A 21,279-nucleotide genomic window follows, 5' to 3' on the forward strand; every position below is an offset into this window, starting at 1 on the left:
TCCCGCACCCGCCGGCCCCGTCTTCCACCCGCTGACAGAGCCTCGAGGCGACTGGCCTAGCCATGCCCGATAGACCCGCCATGTCCGATCGCGACGACCTCGCCGCCTGGGCCGGTGCGTTGATCCGCCCTGTGGCTGCGCTGGTGCCAGAGGGCGGCGCCCGTCTCCGGCTCGGTGTCTGGGGGGCGGATTACGATGCCGTACCCGCCGAGATGGAGGCCTTCGTCCGGCCGCTCTGGGGGCTCGCTCCGCTTGTCGCGGGCGGCTTCGATGCGCCCGAGGCCGGGACGTTTCTCCGCGGCATTGCCGCCGGCACCGACCCGGCGCATCCGGACTACTGGGGCGAGGTCGGGCCGAGCGATCAGCGCATGGTCGAGATGGCGGGGATCGCCATGGCATGGCTTCTCGCGCCGCAGGCGTTCTGGGAGCCGCTGGGCCTCGAAGCGCAGACCCGCGCCGCAGCTTGGATGCGCCAGATCAACGACCAGCCACCTTCGGACAACAACTGGCTGTACTTCCGCGTGCTGGTCAACCTGGCGCTAGCCCGGCTGGGCGAGGATTGGTCCCGCCCCGCGGTCGAAGCGGCGCTGGACCGTCTGGACACGTTCTACCTGGGCGAAGGGTGGTATCGCGACGGCGAGAAGAGGCAGATCGACTATTACGTCCCGATGGCCTTCCATTTCTACGGGCTGGTCCTTGCGCAGCTGGGGGGCGATCAGTTCCCCGAGCGGGCGCGTGTTCTGCGGTCGCGGGCGCGCGCCTTTGCCGAGAGCTTCCAGGTTTTCTTCGCGTCCGACGGCGCGGCCATCCCCTTCGGCCGGTCCATGACCTACCGCATGGCGCAGTCGGCCTTCTGGGCGGCCTGCGCCTTTGCTGGCGAGGAGGTGCTGCCCTGGCCCCGGATCAAGGGCTTGCTGATGCGCAACCTGCGCTGGTGGGCCGGCCAGCCGATCACCGATCGCGATGGTGTGCTCTCCATCGGCTATGCCTATCCCAATCCGCTGATGTCCGAGGGCTACAACGGGATCGGCGCGCCGAACTGGGCGCTCAAGGCCTTTCTCGTCCTGGCGCTCGGCCGCGACCACCCGTTCTGGCGCGCCGAGGAGGAACCGCCGGAGGATCTGCCCGAAGTGCAGACCGCCGTGCCGGCCGCGGGGTTCCTGCTGCGGCGGGCGCGCGGGCATGCCATCCTGCTCACCGGCGGGCAGGACGCGCGCGCCTTCCGTGGCTGCGACGCGAAATACGGCGGTTTCGCCTATTCCTCCGCCTTCGGTTTCTCCGTGCCCAGCGATGCGACCGCGCCGGAGCGGCCGGAGATGTCGGCGATGGATTCGGGGCTGGCGGTCAGCCGGGATGGCCTCGCCTGGCTGCGGCGGGGCAGGGTCACCGACGCGAGGCTTCGGGACGGGATGGCATGGGGGCGATGGGCGCCCGACGGCCGGCTCGAAGTCGAGACCTGGTGCGACTTCGCGGGCGAGGGATGGCATCTGCGCCTCCACCGCATCCGCAGCGCCGATCCGCTGGAGATTGCCGAATCCGGCTTCGCGATCGACCGGACTAGCATGGTGGAGCCGGCGGATCCGGATGAGAGCGGGGTGGTCTTCCTGCGCAATGCCTCGCTCGTCTCGGGACTCCGTGATATGAACGGGGTGCGGGAGGCAGAGGTCATCCGCGCCGCCCCCAACACCAACATCCTGCACCCGCGAACCGCGATCCCGCGCCTTGTGGGCAGGCTACCCGCGGGCGAAAGCCTGCTCGTCACCGGCGCGCTCGGGTGTCCGGTTGGAGCGTGGAGCGGGGCCGAGCCGCAGATCTCCGAGGCGTTCCTGCAACTCTGCGCCCGTATGGGAGCCGACCCGCGGCGGGTGGCTTCGGCAAGCTGAACCCACGCAGGGGCTGAGGACGCTCTATGACACCGCGGCGCCGATGGGCAGGCCACGAAGCTCGGCGCTGCTCATGACATGGCAATAGATCATGTTGATCACCCGCAGCTCGTGCTCGTGCAGCTCCATGGTGGCCGCCGCGCAGCAATCCTCGATCACCAGCACCTCGAAGCTCTCGTCGGCGAGGCTGCGGACGGTGGAGGACACGCATTGATCGGTGAAGATGCCGGCGCAGATCACCCGTTCGATGCCCATGTTGTGCAGGATCATCCGCAGGTTGGTGCCGGTCAGCGCGGAATCGGTCGTCTTGGTGACGACGATCTCGTCGCCCTGCGGCCCGACCTGTTCGACGATCTGGCTGTCCTCGCGATCCTTGGGCAGCAGCAGGTAGTTGAACCCCGGTTTCTTCTGCGAGAGCGACCGGTCCCGGCCGTCTTCCCGCAGGCAGGCGATCCGGGCATGCATCACCTCGATCCCCTCGCCGCGGGCCCAATCCTGAAGCGCGCGGGTGTTCGGAATGACCGTCTGGTTCATGCGCTCGAGAAATGGTGCCCAGCGAGCGGCCTCCTCGGGATCTTCCGGAGGCTCCAGGTAGGTGTTCTGGATGTCGATGACCAGCAACGCGGTCTTCGCCGCGTCGATCGCGATGTCCTCGGGCTCCTCTGCCCCTGCGTAGTAGAAGGAGCGCCAGTCGGTCTTCCAGCCCATGATCAGATCTCCGCGATCGCTTCGAGGCTCTCGGGCAGGATCTGCCCGCCATCGACGACGATCTGCTGGCCGGTGATGTAGGCGGCCTCGTCGGAGGCGAAGAAGAGCGCGGCATTGCCGATATCCTCGACCGCGCCGAGGCGCTTCAGCGGGATCGACGCTGACATGGTGGCAAGGTAGTCCTCGCCCAGGTCCTGCAGCCCCTCGGTATAGATATTGCCCGGCATGACGGCGTTGATCGTCGTGTTGTAACGCGACAGTTCCATCGCCGCCGTCTTGAGAAAACCGAGCTGGCCGGCCTTCGAGGCGCCGTAATGCGACCAGCCGGGAAAGCCCGTCACCGGCCCGGTGATCGACGAGGTCACGATCACGCGCCCCTTGCCGGCGGCTTCGAACTCGGGGATGCAGGCCTTGACGCAGAGGAAGGTCGACTTGAGGTTCGTCGCCATGACGCCGTCCCAGTCCTCGGGCGACATCTCGACCATCTTCATCTGCGGAAAGATCCCGGCATTGGCGCAGAGGATATCCACCGCGCCGAACGCTTCCTTCGTCGCCGCCACGAGGCCCTGCACATCGTCCCAGTCGGCCACGTCGCAGAGATGATAGGCGGCGGAGCCGCCGGCAGCCTCGATCTCGGCCACGGCGGCCTTCGCGGCGTCCTCGCCGCGCGCGGCGATCATGACCTTGGCCCCTTGGGCGGCGAACACCCTGGCGATGCCCTTGCCAATGCCCTTGGAGCCACCCGTGACGATCACGGCCTTTCCGGCGATGGAGGTGAGCATGATGAATCCTTTCCGATGGGGAGTGTCAGGTGGCCGGGCGGAGTTTCCGGATCGCCCAGGCCAGCAGCAGTGCGAGGATCACGAGGATCGCCGAGGTCGCGACGGTGAGCGTTCCGACCGTCGGCACCAACGGCGAGTAGCCGGAGACCATCTTGGCGAAGAGCCATTCGGGCAGCGTGCTGTCGGCGCCGGTGGAGAAGAGCGAGAGCGGGAAATTGCCCCAGCTCAGCAGGAAGGCGAAGAGCCCTGCGGAGGTCACGCCCGGCATTAAGAGCGGGATGGTCACCTCGCGCAGCGTCTGCCACTGGTTGGCGCCCATGTCCCGCGCGGCCTCTTCCAGCGCGGCATCGAAGGAGAAGGCGCGGATCGAGACCACGAGCGTCGCGATGGGCGCGATCCAGACCAGGTGCGCCACGATTGCCGTCTTCCAGCTCGGGATGATGCCGAGCGCGTTGAACCACATCAGGAGCGCCAGCCCGAGAACCGTCTGCGGGAAGAAGATCGGCAGCAGAATCAGCTTCTGGTACGTCTTGCGAAAGCGCCAGTTGTAGCGGGCAAAGGCGAGCGCGCCGAAGAAGCCGATGATCATCGACAGGATCGTGACGACGCCCGCCACCTTGAGCGACACGACCAGCAGGTCGCGCACGGTGTCGGAGGTCAGGGCCTCTTCGTACCAGCCGTAGGCGTATTTCCGGATCGGGAAGGAGAGGTAGCGCGCCTTGGAGATCGAGGCGAGCCCGACCGAGACCAGCGGCAGGTAAAGAAAGCCAAGGATCAGCAGGCCGTATAGCACGAGCAGGAAGGTGGCGAAGCGGGAGGTCTTCATGATTTTCCGCCCATCATCTTGTCGAGATCGGCCTTGGAAATCGCCCAGATGGCGACGGTTCCGATGATGGCGATCAGCACCATTGCCAGCGCCGCGCCAAGCGGCCAGTTCTGGCCATAGGTAAAGGCCGTCTGCACCTCGTCGGCGATGGTGATGATCGCACGCCCGCCGAGCAGCTTGGATTCGGCCATGGCGCCCGCCGCCAGCACGAAGGTCAGGAGCGAGCCGACCATGATCCCCGGCATCGCCAGCGGGAGGTCGATCTCCCTGAGGATCTGCCAGCGGGTCGCGCCGAGGTCGTAGGCCGCCTGCCGCGCGTCGTCCGGCACCATCGAGATGCCCTGCGCCAGCGGGAAGAGCATGAAGGGCAGGTAGACGTAGACGAGGCCGAAAACGATGATCGGACCGTTGTAGAGCGGCGCGTCGAAACCGGTGCCGGTCCAGTGCCGCCAGTAGCCCTCGATCAGCCCGCCTTTCATCAGCGTCAGAACCCAGCCGAACAGGCGGATGTTCTCGGAGACGAAGAGCGTCATCACCACGCCGATGGTCAGCACCAGCGTGAAGCGCTTGAAGACCTTGGCCATGCCATAGGCAAGCGGCCAGCAGACGACGAGCAGGATCAGCGTCGCCGCCAGCGCCATGAAGAGCGACCAGGCGACGGATTTCCAGTAGCCCTGCGCGAGCACCGTGCGATAGGCGGAGAAATCTGGCGCCTGGGAGAGGTTGAACACCTTCTCCGGCATGGTGGAGAAGGCCGCCACCAGCAGGATCGGGGCCAGGAAGGTCAGGAGAAGAAAGAGCGAGAGCGGGGCCGAATAGAGCAGCCCCAGCCGGGCGTCACGCCGCTGCATCCCGGGCCTCCTCGATCAGGTGCGCGGCGCTCAGGTCGCAACCGACGCGCAGGGCCGCGCCGATGCCGCCTGCGACGCCGTTCTCGCGCAGAACCTCGACGATCATCTCCTGCCCGGTGGCGAGCATCATTCGGTACTGCATCCGTGAGCCGAGGAGGTATTCAGCCACGATCTCGCCCTCGAAGGTCAGATCCGCGGCCTGGCCCTCCGGCAAGGTCCGCAGGCTTTCGGGGCGGATCGTCAGCGTGCCGGAGCGGCCAGCCAGCGCGGCCGCGGTCTCCGGCGTCATCAGCAGGCCCTCTGCCTGCCCGTTGCGGAGGTCGAAGAAGTTCACCTCGCCCATGAACTCGGCGACGAATTTCGACACCGGCCGGGCATAGATCTCCTCCGCCGGGGCGATCTGTTCGAAACGGCCGGCCTTCATGATGGCGATGCGGTCGGACATGACCATCGCTTCCTCGAGGGAATGGGTGATGTAGATGAAGGTCTTGCCGGTGCGGCGGTGCAGATCCTTCAGCTCCTTTTCCAATGTCTTGCGCAGCCGGTAGTCGAGCGCCGACAGCGGCTCGTCGAAGAACAGGATCTCTGGGTCGAAGGCGAGGGCACGGGCCAGCGCCACGCGCTGCTTTTCCCCGCCCGAGCATTGCTGGATGCGCTTGTCATAATAATCCCGGGGCAGGCGCAGTGTATCGAGCAGTTCCAGCGCGCGGGCCTTGCGCTCGGCCGGCGGCACCTTGCGAAGCTTGAGCGGGAACTCGATGTTCTGCCCGACCGTGCGGTGCGGGAACAGGGCCAGGGATTGGAACACCATGCAGGTCGGCCGCTTGTTGGCCGGCACCACGTCGATCCGGGTGTTGCGCAGCCAGACCGCGCCGTCGCTCAGCTCGTCCATGCCGACGAGGATTCGGATGAGGGTTGTCTTGCCGGAGCCGGACGGGCCGACGATGGCAAGAAACTCCCCTTCGGCAACGTTCAGGTCGACGCCATGCAGCGCGGTGAAGTCGTCGAACCGCTTGGTCAGGGCATTGATGCGGAGGATCGGTTGGGAGGCGTCGGTCATGTGCGATGTCTGATCCGGAAGTAGCGCCGCCCCCGGCGAACCGGCGGCGAGCGCATGGGGATGGTGCTGTGGCTCACCCGCGGCGGGCGGCGGTGTAGATTTCCATCAGCTTGTCGTAGTCGGCGACGCTGTCGTACTCGACCGAGCGCGCGCTCTCCTCTTCGAGGCTGTCCCACTGGATCGCGTCGAGTTCGTCCTCGTCGTAGAGCGCAAAGACCTCCGGGTCGCCCATCTGTGCGACCGGGTTATAGGTGCCTTCGGCAAAGCCCACGGCCTTGGCGATCTCCGGCTTCTGGACGAACTCCAGGAAGTCGGAAGCCAGCGGGCTCGGGTCCGGGTTGTTGACGAGCGAGGTCAGTTCGGCCCAGACAACGCCGCCCTTGCCGTCGATCGGCCCGGTCTTGGGCGTGATGCCGCGGATCTGGGTCATGCCGTCGAGACGCGCGGGCGAGGCCGTGTAGGTGCCGCCGGTGAAATAGGCATCGATCTCGCCGTTGATCAGGGCGGTGTTCATGGCGACGAGGTCGTCGGTCATCATCTTGGCGCCGGCAAAGATCGTCTTGGCGGTGTCCTCGAAGGTGGTGAAGCCGGCCTCGTCCAGCGGCTGGAACGGGTTCAGGTCGCCGGTCAGGCACATGTGGATGAGGTTCCAGTTGTCATAGGTCAGGATGCCGAAGCGCCCGGCCATGTCCGGCTCCAGGAACAGCTTCCAGCCCATGTCCTCGGCCATTTCGCGGCTGATCTTGTCGGTGTTCACGACAAAGGAGAACGGGCCATAGCGCTGCGGCATGCCGATCAGTTCGTCATCTTCGGCAAAGGCGAGCGGGTAGGGAGGCGTGCCGTATTCCGGCGTCATCTTCTCGAAGAAGGGCATGAAGCGCTCCTTGTCGAGCGGCTTGATGAGCCCCTCGGGGTAGAGCATGCCGCGCGCCCAGGGTTGGTTGAGGTTGATGAGATCCCAGACATTCACCTCGCCGGCGCGCAGCTTGTTGATCATGTCCGGGTCCGAGGTGCCGGATTCCGCGCGAACCGTGGCGGAGGAGAACATGTCGCGGAAGGGGCCGAGCACGTCATCTGTGTTGTAGCCCTCCCAGCAGAGGATGTTCAGCTCGCCGCTTCGGTCGGCGAGCGACATCGACGGGCGCAGCAGCGACGCGGCGCCTGCGGCACCGAGAGCGGCGGTAAAGGACCGGCGGGTGAGGTTCATCGGGCTCTCCAATTCTGTCGGATGCGCGGGCCGGAAGCCTGCGCGTTCAGTGGCGCCATGCGGCGGATCGGGCCGCGCGGCATGCGGAACTGCATGTGGTTCGTTTGGCGAACGTGCCGTCGCCTTGCCTGGACGCTTCCAAAAAATTTCTGCACTTGCAACACAAATGTTGCAAGTAACAGAAAAAATGATCTACAGACCATGTATCGGATCCCGAAGCGAGGAAATTTTCACCATGCTCTATCAAGATGATTTCATCGCGGGCTTGCAGCAGGGCCTGAAACCCCTTCTTTGCAAGTGGAATCTCTCGGAGGAGTCGGATCTTCGGCTGCTCACCGTTTCCGAGAACGCGACCTTCATCGCCCGGGATCCGGCGCGGCAAAATCCCGTAATTCTGCGACTTCACAGGCCAAACTACCACAAAGTGGAAGAAATCCGCTCCGAACTCGCGTGGATTTCTGCGTTGCGGCAATCGGGAGCGGTGGACACGCCGGCGCTGGTGCCGGCCGAGGACGGTGCGCTAGTCGTCTCGTTCGAGGACGGCGCGGACATCCGCCACGTCGTCGCCTTCGAGTTCATGGAAGGCACGGAGCCGGATGCCGACGCGGCCTTGGTCGACGGGTTCCGCCTGCTGGGAGAGATCTCGGCGCGGCTGCACCGCCATGTGGAAAGCTGGGACGCGCCCGAGGGGTTCGCACGCAAGACCTGGGATTTCGACAGCGCCTTCGGCGATGCCCCGCTCTGGGGAGACTGGCGCGCCGCTCTCGGCCTCACTCCCGAGGGCGAGGCCCTGCTGGAGCAGGCGCTGGAGCGTCTGAAGGCGCGTCTGGCCAGCTACGGAAAGGGGCGCGACCGGTTTGGCCTCGTTCACGCGGATCTGCGACTTGCCAACCTGCTCCAGAGCGAGACCGGCCTCGGCGTGATCGACTTCGACGATTGCGGGTATTCCTGGTTCGTCTACGACTTCGCGGCGGCCATCTCCTTTCACGAACTCAATCCGATCGTGCCGGACCTCACCGCCGCCTGGCTCGAAGGCTACCGGACGGTTCGGCAGCTCTCGGCGGCGGACGTCGCGATGATTCCCGACTTCATCATGTTCCGCCGCCTGCTGCTGACCGCCTGGATCGCCAGCCATTCCGAGACCGAGACGGCCCGCGATGCCGGGTTGTCCGATTATACGGACGGCACCCTGACGATCGCGCGCACCTATCTGGAGGGGCGGGCATGAGCGCCCAAACGGCTCAGGGGCAGGCCCGGCAGATCCTCGACATGAACGCCTATCGGCCCGGCGACGGCCAGAGCCGCCCGGTCGAACGGCGGCTCGCCAACCTCGGCGCCGCCTCGGTTCTTTTCTACCGGCAGCCGATCGAGATGGTCGGGGCGGAAGGCGCCTGGATGATCGCGAAGGACGGCACGCGCTATCTCGACTTCTACAACAACGTGCCCAGCGTCGGACATTCCCATCCGAGGGTCGTCGAGGCGGTCAGCCGGCAGATTGCGCAGCTCAACACCAACACGCGCTACATCGTGTCGGTGGTCGATGACTACCTCGAGGCGCTCAAGGCCCTGCTGCCGCCTGAGCTCTCCAACGTCATGATGACCTGTTCGGGCAGCGAGGCAAACGATCTCGCCATTCGCGTCGCGCGGGCGGCGACCGGGGGCACCGGGATCATCGTCACGGAGACGGCCTATCACGGCAACACGGCGCTGGTGACCGAGGTGTCCCCTTCAGCGCTCAAGCGTGGCAGCCTGCCGGAGACGGTCATCGCTATTCCACCGCCCGGCGCGGCGCATTTCGGCGAGGACATCGCCGGCGGCTTCCGCGCCAGTGTCGAGGCCGCGCTGGCGGAGTTCGGACGCCGCGGGATCCGGCCCGCCGCGTTCCTGGCGGATTCCATCTTCTCCTCCGACGGCATCCTCGCGGACCCTCCGGGCTTCCTGGCGCCCGTGGTGGAGGCGGTCCGGGCCGCCGGCGGGCTCTTCATCGCTGACGAGGTGCAGCCGGGCTTCGGCCGCACCGGCGACGCCTTCTGGGGCTACGAACGCCACGGCGTGACGCCGGATATTGTCACCATGGGGAAGCCGATGGGCAACGGTTTCCCGATGGCTGCGATGGTCGCCAGGCCCGATCACCTGGAGCAGTTCTGCGCGGACGTGGGGTATTTCAACACGTTCGGGGGCAACCCGGTGGCCGCTGCCGCCGGCCACGCGGTGCTGGACGTGATCCGCGAGGAAGGCCTGCAGGAGAATGCGCGCGAGACCGGCGCGCACCTGCTGGCCGGGCTGCGGCAGGTCGCTGAGGGTGATGCGCGGGTCACGGATGTCCGCGGGGCGGGGCTGTTCATCGGGATCGATCTGGCCGAAGAGACCGGCCGCCCCGACCCGGCCTTCACGGTGCAGCTGATCGACGCGATGCGGGCTCACAAGGTGCTGATCGGCGCGGCTGGACGATATGGCGCGACGCTCAAGGTCCGCCCGCCGCTCTGCCTGACCCGGGAGGAGGCCGAGCGTTTCGTCGAGGCGTTCCGCGCCGCGCTCGCCGGATGATCAGGCCTTGTCGGCCACCATCACCCTGACCTCGTTGCGGTCGAGCGCGCGGGCCAGCGGGCCGTCGGGCGTCCTGTCCGTCACCAGGCACTCGATCTGGCTCCATTCGGCGTAGCGCGCGGTCGACATGCGGTCGAACTTCGAATGGTCGGCAACGATCATGCTGCGGCTGGATTGCCGGAGCATGGTCGCATAGACCTCCGCCGCCTCGATCAGCGCGTCGCTGGGGCCGTCGGGCGACAGGGCGGAGGCCCCAAGAATGGCCCAGTCGGCAGTGTAGTCCTGAAGGAACCGGATCGCCTGCGCCCCGTGCATCGCGCCTTCCGCGGCATGGTACTCGCCCGGCACCATGATGGTGCGGATCGTCGGGTTCTGGGCCAGCGCTGTCGCCACGGCAAAGCTGTGGGCGATGACGGTGACGTTGCGCAGCTCGAAAGCGAGCCGTTTGGCGAGGATCGCGGTCGTCGCACCGGAGCCGATCAGGAAGGTCTTGCCTTTCGCCAGCTCGACGAAGGCCCGCCGGGCGATCGCCTCCCGCTCGCGCACCAGCTGCCGTTCGCGCTGCGACAGCACCGGCTCGTTGCCCGCGCGCAGCATCGCGCCGCCGTAGGTGCGGCTGATCAGGCCCTGTTCCGCTAGCTCCTCGAGATCGCGCCGGATCGTCTCGGTCGTCACGTCGAGCCGGCTCGCGAGCGCCTTGACCCGCATCGTCGGTTCATCGGCGAGGATGGCCAGGATCTCGTTCCGCCGCCGGCCTTTCTTCGAGAGATTTCCTGCACCTGTCGGCAATGAACCTGTCTCCCGCTCCTATCCCCAGGACCTCCGCGGCTCGCCCGCATCCCTGAAGCTATTGCGCACCGGCGCGGGAAAGCCAAGGCCCGCGGGTCGACTGCGCGGCGTCCCGGCAGCGGGCCATGCTGCGTCATGCATGGGATTTTCTGGCGCCGCTCCATGTGCAGCCGGCGAAATCATGGTATGCCCCGACCAATGCCCCGGGCCATGGCTCACAGAGGGCGCATCGTCAGACAGCAGGGGACCCGACCGTACATGTCCGAAACACCCACACGCCTCGACATCGACGTCGACTATCTTCAGCGCTGCCTCGCGGGCCTGTTGGAGATCCCGAGCCCGACCGGCTACACCGACGAGATCGTCCGTTCCGTCTGTACGGAGCTGGAAAGCCTTGGGATCGAATACCAGCTGACCCGCCGCGGCGCGATTCGGGCCCGCCTGCCGGGACGGCGCTCGGCCGGTGCCCGCGCCATCGTCTCGCATCTCGATACCCTCGGCGCGCAGGTCAAGGCGCTCAAGCCCAACGGGCGGCTGGAGTTGGTGCCGATCGGGACCTGGTCGGCGCGATTTGCCGAAGGCGCGCGGGTGACGATCTTTACCGAGAAGGGGGCCTATCGCGGCACGATCCTGCCGCTGAAAGCCTCCGGTCACACCTACGGCGACGAGATCGACAAGATGCCCATCGGCTGGGACCACGTGGAGCTGCGCGTCGATGCACGGGCGGACTCCGCCGAGCAGCTCGGCATGCTCGGGATCGATATCGGCGACATCGTGGCCGTCGATCCGCAACCGGAATTCTCCGATACCGGCTACATCATCTCCCGCCACCTGGACAACAAGGCCGGCGTTGCGGTCATGCTGGCCTCCATGCGCGCGCTGATCGATGCGCCGCAGCCGCCGGTGGACGTCTACTGGCTCTTTACCATCGCCGAAGAGGTCGGGCACGGCGCGGCTGCGATCCTGCCGCCCGAGGTCGCCTCGATGGTGGCGGTGGACAACGGCACATCGGCGCCGGGGCAGAACTCGTCGGAATTCGGCGTTACCCTGTCGATGGCCGACATGGGCGGACCCTTCGATTATCACCTCACCCGCAAGCTCGCCAAGCTGTGCCAGGAAAACGACATCCGGATGCGCAAGGACATCTTCCGCTACTACCGGTCCGACAGCGCCTCGGCCCTCGAGGCCGGCGCGGATGTACGCACCGCGCTGGTGACTTTCGGGGTCGATGCCAGCCACGGCTACGAGCGCATCCACATGCACGCGCTGCGCTCGCTCTCCGAGCTGCTCACGGCCTACACGCTCAGCCCCGTAGCGATCCCGCGCGACGAGAAGGACATTGGCGATCTGTCGGGTTTTACTCGCCAGCCCACCGCCGCGGCGAGCTCTCCGGCCCCGGCGCCGTCGGAGCGGACGGCCGACCCCGCGTGACGCGGCCGGGCAGGCAGGGGTCACTGCCTGTCCGTCTCGCGCAGGAACTGGCGGAGCACGACGCTTTCCTGTTGCTCCATGATGTCCTGCGCGGTGTTCAGATGCGCGCGCATGATCGCCTTGGCCGCGCCGGCATCGCCCGCCCGCAGCGCCTGCAGCAGGCGCGACTGGTAGTCCCGGCCGGATTCCCGGAAGCCCGGAATCTCGCGGCTGTAGATCTTGCGGCAGATCGTGAGCTCCTTGAGCAGGCTGATGAGGAACCGGCACTGGAAGCGCAGCAGCGCATTGGGTGAGTAATCTGCCAGCAGGGCGTGGAAATCGAGCTCCGCCATGCGCTGCCGTTCGGCCTCTTCGATGGTCTCGGGCGGTGTCTCGTAGGCCGTCATCACCTGCTCGAGTTCGCCGATCTGGGCGTCGGTGAGCTGCCCGGCGAGCTGGGTGACAAGCACCGGCTCCAGCGCGCGCCGCAGCGCGTAGATGTCGGCGATCCCGATCTCGTTGAAGTAGAAGTAATTGCCCAGGAGCGCCCGGGCCCGCGCCTCGGAGACCTCGTTGACGAAGGCCCCGCCGCCGGGTCCGGTGCGCGTGCGGATCAGGCCCTGTGCCTCCAGCACACGCAATGCCTCGCGGATCGTGCCCTTGGCCATGCCGAAATGGGCCATCAGCTCCGCCTCGCCCGGCAGCCGGTCGCCGGGGCGCATGCCGCGTTCGACGACCCAGTCCTTGATGGCGGCCGCGGCGCGTTGCGGCCGGCTCATCCGGGGCGTGTCAGCGGGCAGGGTGGTGGCAGGCGGCGTGATGTCCCGTTCCATGGTCCTCCAGGGGCGGCTTGGTGCGATGGCAGATCTCGGTGGCGGCCGGGCAACGCCGGGCAAAGGCGCAGCCGGGCGGCGGGTTCAGCGGATCGGGCAGCTCCGCATCCGCGGCCTCGGGGGCGGCGAGCGGGCGCCCGACGACGGGGGCGGAGCGCGCGAGCAACGCGGTGTAGTGGTGGCGCGGCCGGGCAAAGATCTCCCGCGCCGGGGCCAGCTCGACGATCGCGCCGAAATACATCACCGCGACCCGGTCCGCCACGGCCTCGACCACGGCGAGGTCGTGGCTGATGAACAGGTAGGTGAGGTCGAATTCCTCCCGCAACTGCGAAAGCAGGTTCAGGACCTGCGCCTGCACCGAGACATCGAGCGCCGAGACCGGCTCGTCCAGAACGAGGATGCGCGGGGCGGCCGCGAGCGCGCGGGCGATGCCGATCCGCTGGGCCTGCCCGCCGGAGAACTCGTGCGGGTAGCGATCCAGGAACTCCGGGCGCAGGTTCACCGCGTCGAGGATCTCGGCGATCCGGGCCGCACGCTGCTCGGCAGGCATGCGATGCAGGCGCTTCAGCGGTGCCTCGAGGATCTGCCGGATCGTCTTGCGCGGGTTCAGAGAGGACAGCGGGTCCTGGAAGACGTACTGGATGACCTTGCCGAAGGCGGCCGGGTCGCGGCCCGCCCGCTCGGCATAGTTCACGCCTTCGATCTCGATCGTTCCGGCCGAGGGCGGCAGCAGGCCCACGATCATCCGCGCAAGCGTCGATTTCCCGCAGCCGGATTCGCCGACGATGCCCAGCGTCTGGCCCCGCGCGACATCGAGCGAGGCCGATTGAACCGCATGGACCGATGGTTTCTCCTTGCCGAAGCCAAGCAGGCCGCGCCCGCCGCCAAAGCGCTTGTCGAGGTCGCGGATGCGCAGGGTGTCGGTCATGCGCGGGCCTCCTCGGGGGCGATCTCCGGATGGAGGCAGCGCAGCGCCCGCGAAGGCCCGAAGCCCTCCAGTGCGATCTCGCCGCGGCGGCAGGCTTCGGTGGCCTTGTCGCAGCGCGGGGCAAAGGCGCAGCCGTCGGGAAGGTCGTCGACCGCGGGCGGCAGGCCGGGGATCGCGTGCAGCTCCCGCCGGCCGCCGCCCAGTTCCGGCACGCAGGCGATGAGACGGCGGGTATAGGGATGCGCGGGCGCCGCGAGGATCTCGGCGGTCGGCCCGGTTTCCACGATCCGCCCGGCATACATGACCGCGATCCGGTCGCAGAGCTGCGCCACGACGCCGAAATCATGGGTGATGAACAGGATCGCCACATCTCGTTCGCGGCGGAGGTCGTCGAGCAGCGCAAGGATCTGTGCCTGCACGGTGACGTCGAGCGCGGTGGTGGGCTCGTCGGCGATGATCAGGTCGGGTTCGTTCACGAGGGCCATGGCGATGCCGACGCGCTGGCGCATGCCGCCCGAAAGCTCGTGCGGAAAATCGTCCATCCGCCGGTCCGCGTTCGGGATTCGCACGGCTTCCAGCAACGCCAGCGCCCGGGCCCGGGCCTCGGCCCGCGGCACGGCGTGGTGCGACTGGATCGCCTCGACGATCTGGTCGCCCACGGTGAAGAGAGGGTGCAGCGTCGCCAGCGGGTCCTGGAAGATGTAGGAGATGCGGTCGCCCCTGAGCTTGCGCAGTTCGGAAAACGGCGCGCCGAGCACTTCCTGCCCGGCATAGCGCACCGCGCCGCCGGCAATGACGCCGGGCGGCGATGCGACGAGCCCCATGACCGAAAGCGCGGTTACGGACTTGCCGGAGCCGGATTCCCCGATCAGCCCGAGGCACTCGCCCGCCCGCACCTGCAGCGTCACGCCCGAGAGCGCCTTGAGCGTCCGCTTTCCAACCCGGAACTCGGTTCGCAGGTCCTGCAGATCGAGCAGGGCGGGATCGGCGGGAGGTTCCGGCACGCTGTCGCGGTCGACCGTCGTGCGTGCCATCGGCCGGGTCAGCGCGCCGGAGCGCAGCCGCGGGTCGAGCGCGTCCCGGATGCCGTCGCCCATCAGGTTCACGCTCATCACGATGACGAAGATCATGAGGCCGGGGATGATCGAGGCATGTGGATCGGTGATCAGCGCATTGCGTCCCTCGCCGAGCATCGACCCGAGGTCGGCCACCGGCGGTTGCGAGCCGAGCCCGAGGAAGGAGAGCCCCGCTGTCTCGAGGATCATCCAGCCGACAGTCGTGGACATGGCGATGACGATGACCGGCAGCACGTTCGGCAGGATCTCGGACGTCATGATCCGCAGGTCCGTCATCCCGGCCAGCCGCGCGGCATCGACGAACTCCTTGTGCGCGAGAGTCACCGTCACGCCGCGGATGTTGCGGGCGAAGAAGGGGATGTTGACCACCGAAACCGCGATCAGCGCGTTCACCAGGCCCGGGCCAAGTGCTGCGACGATGGCGAGGGCGAGCAGGATGTAGGGAAAGGCCATCAGCATGTCGATCCCGCGCATCAGCCAGTTGTCGACCCGCCCGCCGAAGTAGCCCGCGACGATGCCGATGGTCGAGCCGAAGAAGGCCGCCCCGAAGGAGGCGACGAGCCCTACGACGAGGCTCAGCCGCGTGCCCCAGATCAGCCGCGAGAGGATGTCCCGGCCGAGGTGGTCCGTGCCGAGCAGGTGGCCGTCGGAGAACGGCCGGAGGAACTTGTTGGCCGTGTCCTGGGCATAGGGATCCGCCAGCGGCAAGACCGGCGCGAGCAGCGCGATCACGACGACGACGACAAGCAGGACGCCGCCCGCCGCGGCGAGCCGGTTGCGGGCGAAGAGCCTGAGCGAGGCGGCGACGCTCATGTCTTCACCCGCGGGTCGAGCAGGCTCTGGGCCACGTCGACGGCGAGGTTGAAGAGCACGTAGCAAGCGGCGACGATCACCACGCCGCCCTGCACCAGCAGGATGTCGCGGGTCAGGATCGCAGTGACCAGCATCCGCCCGACGCCGGGCCACTGGAAGACGGTCTCGATGTAGACCGCCCCCGACAGCACGAACCCCGCCTGCACGCCGATCACCGGGATGATCGAGACCATCGCCGCCTTCAGCGCGTGCCGCCACACGACCCGGCTTTCCCGAACGCCCTTTGCCCGGGCGGTGCGGATGAAATCCTGCCGCAGCACTTCGAGCATGGCAGAGCGTGAGAGCCGGGCGATGACGCCGGTGGCGACGACCGCCAATGCCGTCGCGGGCATGATCAGGTGCCGGACCAGGTCCGGCAAGTCGCCGCCGCCATAGATCGCGTACATCCCCGAAACGGGCAGCCAGCGCAGGTTCACCGCGAAGACGAGGATCATCATCATGCCGAGGAAGAAGGAGGGGATCGAGATGCCGATGAGCACGACGAAGGTGATCGCCTTGTCCGCGGCGCCATATTGCCGTGCCGCGGAGATGACACCGGCAAGGATGCCGAGAATCGAGCAGAGGACCAGCGACGTGCCGGCGAGGATCAGCGTCGCGCCGAACCGTTCGAGCACCTCGTCCAGCACGGGCCGGTTGAGCGAGAACGACCGCCCGAAGTCGCCCTGCACCATGTTGCCGAGCCAGATGAAATATTGCTGGAACAGGGGTTTGTCGAGGCCGAGGTCGCGGTTGAGCTTCTCGACGTTCTCGGGCGTGGCGTAGCTGCCGAGGATCGCGGTGGCCGGGTCGCCGGGGATGAGCGACATGATCAGGAACACGATGACCGTGATCCCAAGGATCACCGGGATGGCGGCAAGGAGACGCTTGAGGATATAGCTGGCCAAGGACACGCCCTGTCGGATTGGTCGCGAGGCGAAATTTCTGCCGAAATCTCGTTCCGATTTTCGGACGAAAGATCGCCCCGCGGAGAGGTCAGTTCTTGGTCACACCGTCAAGCAGCAGGAAGAAGGAGGGCTGAAGCTCGAAGCCCTCGACGCCGGCGGCCGTCACCGCGTTCTGCTTCCAGTTGGCCACGAAGACCCAGGGCGCATCCTCCTGCACGATCTCCTGCATCTCCTTGTAGAGCGCGGCACGCTCGTCCTGGTCGGTGGAGACGCGGGCGGCTTCCAGCAATTCGTCGACCTTCGGGTTGGAGTAGTAGCCGGAGTTGAACCCGCCCTTGTCCGGCCAGGCTTCCGTGCGCAGCGCCAGGAAGGGCAGGGTGTCGGGGTCGTTGGTCATCCACGCCATCTCGGCCATGTCGGCCTTGCCCTCGAGGCCCGGGTTCACCTCGCCGAGGAAGGTGTTCCACTCGTAGGTCTCGATCTTCACGTCGAAGCCCACGGCTTCCAGGTCGGCCTGAATGGCGGTTCCCATCGGGACAGGGTCGAGCATCCCCGAGCCGCCTTCGGTCACGTAGAAGGTCAGCTCGGCGCCTTCGGCCCCGGCTTCGGCGATCAGGGCCTTGGCCCTTTCCGGGTCGTAGGGATAGGGTTCGAGCGCCGCGTTGTAGGCCCAGGCAAAGGCCGGCGGGGTCGGGCCGGCGGCGACTTCGGCGGTGCCTTCGAGGACATTCTCGACGATGGCCTGCTTGTTGATCGCGTAATTCGCTGCCTGGCGGACCTTCACGTCCGCGAAGGGGCCTTCCTTGGCATTCAGGATCAGGAACCAGAGATGCGGGCCGGCCTGCTCGTGCAGCGTGTAGGCGTCGCCCTCGAACTCGGAGAGCGCGTTGGGCGGCACCTCGACCATCAGGTCGATGCCGCCGGCGAGCATCTCGGCGGTCCGGGTATTGGCGTCGGTGATCGGACGGTAGACCACCGCTTCCAGCCCGGCTTCGCCATCCCAGTACGCGGGGTTCTTCTCGATCACGACCGCCTCGTTGGACCGCCACTCCGCGAACTTGAACGGCCCGGTGCCGGCGGGATTGCGGCCGAAATCGGCGCCATGCTGCTCGACAGCAGCGGGCGAGACGATCAGCCCGGTCGGGTAGGCGAGGTTCGACAGGAAGGGCGCGTAAGGCGCGTTCAGCGTGAACTTCACTGTGCGCTCATCCACGGCTTCCGTCGCCTCGATGGCGGAGAAGAAGAAGGAGAGCGGGAAGGGACCGGTGTCGTGGAACGGGTGGTTCTCGTCCAGCATCCGGTCGAAGTTGAACTTCACCGCCTCGGCGGTCAGCGGCGTGCCGTCGTGGAAGGAGATGCCTTCGCGCAGGGTGAAGGTGTATTCGGTGCCGTCCTCGCTGATCTCCCAACTTTCCGCCAATGCCGGCTCGACCTCCAGCGTGCCGGACTTGTAGCGCACCAGCCCGTCATAGACATTCATCAGGATTCGGAAGTCGTTGACCGCCGTGACGGCGTGCGGGTCGAGCGACTTCGGCTCGGCGATCTGGCCGACCACCAGCACGCCGGGGGGCGTCTGGGCGGCGGAGGGAAGGCCCACAGAGGCGATACATGCGGCCAGCGCGAGCGCGCTGACAGCGCGGCGCGTCATCGGAAGGATCGTCATCGTTTTCTCTCCTGTTGGTTGATGTCTATTTATCATGAAAAATTATGCGCCCAAAGGATTTTTCATGATAAACCCGGGCAAGGAGGACGCGCATGACCTTTTCCCTGCTGGCATTCGACCGTGAAACCGGCGCCATCGGCGCCGCTGCCGCGACGGGAAACCTCTGTGTCGGTGGCTGGGTTCTGCGAGGAGACCCGCGCTTCGGGATCACGGCCGCGCAGGGGCATACGCCCTCGACGATCTGGGGCGAGGATGCCCTTGGCCTGCTGGCACAGGGCGCCACGGCGCAGGAGGCGCTGGACACCGTGATCGCGCCGGATCCCGGGCGCGAGATGCGGCAGCTTGCGATACTGGAACGGGGCGGTCGCACGGCGGTCCATGACGGCGCGCGAAACCGCCCCTACACCGGCCATCTCGAGGGCGACGGCTGGATCGCGGCCGGCAATTGGCTGGCTTCGGGCGAGGTGCTTGCGCAGGCTGCGGAGGCGCTCGCGCGCCCCGGCCCCGCGCTCGCCGACCGGCTGGTCGCTGGGCTCCGCGCCGGCATCGCGGCCGGCAGCGACAGGCGCGGCACCCTGTCCGCGGCGCTGCTGGTTCTGGCGGAGACCCGGCCGCCGCTCGACCTGCGCGTCGACCTCGACCCTTCCCCGGTGGACCGCCTGGAGGCGCTGCTGGAGCGCACGGGCGCACCGGAATACAGCGCCTGGCTCGACACCCTTCCCACACGACAGGACCCGCACAGGACATGACGACAGATATCGGACAACGTGCCGCCGCGATGCTCGCGGAGGCGGCGGAAATCTCGGAGCCGGGCCCGGGCGTGACCCGTCTGCCCTTTACTCCCGAACACGCGGACGCCAACGAGTTGATCGCGGGATGGATGCAAGCGGCGGGGCTGGAGACCTCCCGCGATGCCGCCGGAACGCTGATCGGTCGGCGGGAGGGCGCGGACCCCGGCGCGCCGGTTTTCCTGCTCGGCTCCCACCAGGATTCGGTGCGCGGCGGCGGCGCGTATGATGGGATCATGGGTGTGCTGTTGCCGATCCTTGCGCTGCAGGGGCTGCGCGACGAGCCGCTGCCCTTCGCCGTGGAGGTGCTCTGTTTTGCCGACGAGGAGGGCGTGCGGTTCCCGACCGCCCTGATCGGACCGCGGGCGCTGGCGGGCACGCTCGACAGCGCCGTGCTCGACATGACGGACCGTGCGGGCATCAGCCTGCGTGCGGCGCTGGAGGGCTTTGGCGATCCGGCGCGGATCGCCGCCATCGCGCGCGCGCCGCAGGGCGTCCTTGGCTACCTCGAAACCCATATCGAACAGGGTCCGGTGCTGGAGGCGGAGGATTTGCCGGTCGGCATCGTGACGGCGATTGCCGGGATCGAACGCCATGCCGTGACCATCACAGGACGTGCCGCGCATGCCGGCACCGCGCCGATGGGGCTCCGGCAGGACGCGCTTTGCGCGGCGGCGGAGCTGGTTGCGGGTGTCGAGCGGATCTGCCGGGAGACCGAGAACGCGGTCGGCACGGTCGGCCAGCTCGACGTGCTGCCCAATGTCGTCAATGCCGTGCCGGCGGAGGTGACCGCGACGGTCGAGTTGAGGTCGGCGGAGGATGACGTCCGGGCCGAGGTGGCGGCGCGCATTGCGGGTGTCGCGCGGGAGGCGGCGGAGGCGCGTGGCTGCACGCTGCGGATGGAGCGGACCTACCAGCAGCCCGCCAAGGCCTGCGCGCCCGACCTGCAGGAGACGCTCGCAGCCGCGGTCGAGGCCGCGGGGATACGGCCGCTTCGGCTGATGTCGGGCGCGACGCATGACGCGTCCGCGATGGCCGATCTCTGCCCGATGGCGATGCTCTTCGTGCGCTGCCGCGACGGCGTCAGCCATCATCCGGAGGAATACGCCGCGCCCGGGGACATGGGGCATGGCGTTGCCGTCCTGCAAGGCTTCCTGCGGAGACTGGCCGCGGAGGCGCGGGCATGAGCCTTCCCGAGATCAGGACCCTGCATTCCTGCCACGCCCATTTCGGCTGGGACAGCGCCCTTGCGCCGGTGATGACGGTGACGCCCGGCGAGCGGGTCACCATCGCCTGCCGCGACGCCGGCGACGGGCAGGTGGACGCGGCGGCGACGCACGAGCTGATGGCGCGGCTCGATCCGCACAGGGCCAATCCGCTCACCGGGCCGATCCATGTGGACGGCGCGAAGCCCGGCGATGCGCTTGTCATTACGATCGAGGAATTCGCGCCCTCCGGCTTCGGCTGGACCGGTCTGATCCCCGGTTTCGGGTTGCTGGCCGACCAGTTCCCCGAACCGCGGCTGCACCTGTGGAACTACGACGTGTCCGGCAGTCGGCCGCTCGCCTTCAACGGTATCGCCGAGATTCCGCTCGCGCCCTTCATCGGCACCATCGGCACCGCGCCCGCCGCTCCGGGCCCGCATTCGGTGATCCCGCCCCGCCGGGTCGGCGGCAACATGGACATCCGCGACATGCGGGCGGGCACGGTGCTGTGGCTGCCGGTCGAGGTGGAGGGGGCGCTGCTCTCCGTTGGCGATACCCATGCCGCCCAGGGAGACGGCGAGGTCTGCGGCACCGCCATCGAGAGCGCGATGGACGTATCGCTCAAGGTCGACCTGCTGCCCGGCGGCGCACCCCGCTTCCCGCGCTACCAGACATCCGGCCCCCGCCCGGGCGCGCTGGAGCGCGACGGCGTGGTCGCGACGACGGGAATCGGGCCGGACCTGATGGCTGCCTGCCGCGACGCGGTTTCGGGCATGATCGACCATCTGTCCCGCAGCATGCCTGCGGAGGATGCCTACATGCTGTGCTCCGTCGCGGCGGATCTGCGTGTCAGCGAGATCGTGGATGCACCGAATTGGGTGGTTTCCTGCGCAATTCCGCGCGTCCTGTTCGTCGACCGTGCATCCGTTTGACCTGCGCAGGGAGGCTGATTAGGTTCCGCTTCAA

Annotated in this window: 19 protein-coding genes; 7 read left to right on the forward strand and 12 right to left on the reverse strand. The window is 67.5% G+C overall.

Annotated elements, in window-relative coordinates; all coding sequences use genetic code 11:
- Positions 1-62 precede the first annotated feature (62 nt).
- On the forward strand, positions 63-1,883 hold the full coding sequence (locus tag CHB86_RS00845) for a DUF2264 domain-containing protein (protein ID WP_089230659.1): 1,821 nt from the start codon (positions 63-65) through the stop codon (positions 1,881-1,883).
- 24 nt (positions 1,884-1,907) lie between these two features.
- Here CHB86_RS00845 and CHB86_RS00850 read toward each other — a convergent pair whose 3' ends face one another.
- The 6 genes from CHB86_RS00850 to CHB86_RS00875 all read right to left on the reverse strand — a co-directional run bounded on the left by CHB86_RS00850 (position 1,908) and on the right by CHB86_RS00875 (position 7,317).
- The gene (locus CHB86_RS00850) at positions 1,908-2,591 is read right to left on the reverse strand and encodes a cysteine hydrolase family protein (RefSeq protein WP_089230660.1); all 684 of its coding nucleotides are present in this window, start codon (positions 2,589-2,591) and stop codon (positions 1,908-1,910) included.
- A gap of 2 nt (positions 2,592-2,593) precedes the next feature.
- Positions 2,594-3,373, reverse strand: coding sequence for a 3-oxoacyl-ACP reductase FabG (gene fabG / locus CHB86_RS00855; protein WP_089230661.1), 780 nt, complete (start codon positions 3,371-3,373; stop codon positions 2,594-2,596).
- A gap of 25 nt (positions 3,374-3,398) precedes the next feature.
- Positions 3,399-4,199 carry an ABC transporter permease gene (locus CHB86_RS00860; protein ID WP_089230662.1) on the reverse strand — a complete coding sequence of 267 codons (801 nt, stop codon included), beginning with the start codon at positions 4,197-4,199 and terminating at the stop codon, positions 3,399-3,401.
- On the reverse strand, positions 4,196-5,050 hold the full coding sequence (locus CHB86_RS00865; protein ID WP_089230663.1) for an ABC transporter permease: 855 nt from the start codon (positions 5,048-5,050) through the stop codon (positions 4,196-4,198). The genes CHB86_RS00860 and CHB86_RS00865 overlap by 4 nt, the downstream gene beginning before the upstream one ends.
- Positions 5,037-6,110, reverse strand: coding sequence for an ABC transporter ATP-binding protein (locus CHB86_RS00870; protein WP_089230664.1), 1,074 nt, complete (start codon positions 6,108-6,110; stop codon positions 5,037-5,039). Before CHB86_RS00870 ends, CHB86_RS00865 begins: the two co-directional genes overlap by 14 nt.
- Before the next feature lie 73 nt (positions 6,111-6,183).
- A complete protein-coding gene (locus CHB86_RS00875; protein ID WP_089230665.1) occupies positions 6,184-7,317 on the reverse strand; it encodes an ABC transporter substrate-binding protein in 1,134 nt (377 codons plus the stop codon).
- A 235-nt stretch (positions 7,318-7,552) separates the two neighbouring features.
- On the opposite strand from CHB86_RS00875, the gene CHB86_RS00880 reads away from it, so the two are divergent.
- The gene (locus CHB86_RS00880; RefSeq protein ID WP_089230666.1) at positions 7,553-8,545 is read left to right on the forward strand and encodes a phosphotransferase enzyme family protein; all 993 of its coding nucleotides are present in this window, start codon (positions 7,553-7,555) and stop codon (positions 8,543-8,545) included.
- Positions 8,542-9,864 carry an aspartate aminotransferase family protein gene (locus tag CHB86_RS00885; RefSeq protein ID WP_089230667.1) on the forward strand — a complete coding sequence of 441 codons (1,323 nt, stop codon included), beginning with the start codon at positions 8,542-8,544 and terminating at the stop codon, positions 9,862-9,864. Before CHB86_RS00880 ends, CHB86_RS00885 begins: the two co-directional genes overlap by 4 nt.
- Here the strand turns inward: CHB86_RS00885 and CHB86_RS00890 are convergent, their stop codons facing one another.
- Positions 9,865-10,653 carry a DeoR/GlpR family DNA-binding transcription regulator gene (locus tag CHB86_RS00890; RefSeq protein WP_245837685.1) on the reverse strand — a complete coding sequence of 263 codons (789 nt, stop codon included), beginning with the start codon at positions 10,651-10,653 and terminating at the stop codon, positions 9,865-9,867. It abuts the gene before it with no gap.
- A 258-nt stretch (positions 10,654-10,911) separates the two neighbouring features.
- On the opposite strand from CHB86_RS00890, the gene CHB86_RS00895 reads away from it, so the two are divergent.
- Complete coding sequence (locus CHB86_RS00895; protein WP_089230668.1) at positions 10,912-12,084, forward strand: osmoprotectant NAGGN system M42 family peptidase; 1,173 nt, start codon at positions 10,912-10,914, stop codon at positions 12,082-12,084.
- Between the two features lie 20 nt (positions 12,085-12,104).
- On the opposite strand, the gene CHB86_RS00900 is transcribed toward CHB86_RS00895, so the two are convergent.
- From CHB86_RS00900 to CHB86_RS00920, 5 genes are all read right to left on the reverse strand, one after another.
- On the reverse strand, positions 12,105-12,896 hold the full coding sequence (locus CHB86_RS00900) for a FadR/GntR family transcriptional regulator (RefSeq protein WP_089230669.1): 792 nt from the start codon (positions 12,894-12,896) through the stop codon (positions 12,105-12,107).
- On the reverse strand, positions 12,853-13,824 hold the full coding sequence (locus CHB86_RS00905) for an ABC transporter ATP-binding protein (protein ID WP_089230670.1): 972 nt from the start codon (positions 13,822-13,824) through the stop codon (positions 12,853-12,855). The genes CHB86_RS00900 and CHB86_RS00905 overlap by 44 nt, the downstream gene beginning before the upstream one ends.
- On the reverse strand, positions 13,821-15,713 hold the full coding sequence (locus CHB86_RS00910; protein WP_089230671.1) for a dipeptide/oligopeptide/nickel ABC transporter permease/ATP-binding protein: 1,893 nt from the start codon (positions 15,711-15,713) through the stop codon (positions 13,821-13,823). Before CHB86_RS00910 ends, CHB86_RS00905 begins: the two co-directional genes overlap by 4 nt.
- Positions 15,710-16,657, reverse strand: coding sequence for an ABC transporter permease (locus CHB86_RS00915; protein ID WP_089230672.1), 948 nt, complete (start codon positions 16,655-16,657; stop codon positions 15,710-15,712). Before CHB86_RS00915 ends, CHB86_RS00910 begins: the two co-directional genes overlap by 4 nt.
- An 88-nt stretch (positions 16,658-16,745) precedes the next feature.
- Positions 16,746-18,320: an ABC transporter substrate-binding protein gene (locus tag CHB86_RS00920; protein WP_089230673.1), complete on the reverse strand. Its 1,575-nt coding sequence runs from the start codon at positions 18,318-18,320 to the stop codon at positions 16,746-16,748.
- A gap of 92 nt (positions 18,321-18,412) precedes the next feature.
- On the opposite strand from CHB86_RS00920, the gene CHB86_RS00925 reads away from it, so the two are divergent.
- Genes CHB86_RS00925 through CHB86_RS00935 form a run of 3 tightly spaced genes read left to right on the forward strand, consistent with a single transcriptional unit; the run spans position 18,413 to position 21,245 of the window.
- Positions 18,413-19,069, forward strand: coding sequence for a DUF1028 domain-containing protein (locus CHB86_RS00925; RefSeq protein WP_089230674.1), 657 nt, complete (start codon positions 18,413-18,415; stop codon positions 19,067-19,069).
- Complete coding sequence (locus CHB86_RS00930; RefSeq protein ID WP_089230675.1) at positions 19,066-20,295, forward strand: M20 family metallo-hydrolase; 1,230 nt, start codon at positions 19,066-19,068, stop codon at positions 20,293-20,295. Before CHB86_RS00925 ends, CHB86_RS00930 begins: the two co-directional genes overlap by 4 nt.
- The gene (locus CHB86_RS00935; RefSeq protein ID WP_089230676.1) at positions 20,292-21,245 is read left to right on the forward strand and encodes an acetamidase/formamidase family protein; all 954 of its coding nucleotides are present in this window, start codon (positions 20,292-20,294) and stop codon (positions 21,243-21,245) included. The genes CHB86_RS00930 and CHB86_RS00935 overlap by 4 nt, the downstream gene beginning before the upstream one ends.
- The last annotated feature ends 34 nt before the right edge of the window (positions 21,246-21,279 follow it).

The sequence above is a fragment of the Tropicimonas sediminicola genome, from assembly GCF_900188335.1.
GTDB lineage: Bacteria > Pseudomonadota > Alphaproteobacteria > Rhodobacterales > Rhodobacteraceae > Tropicimonas > Tropicimonas sediminicola.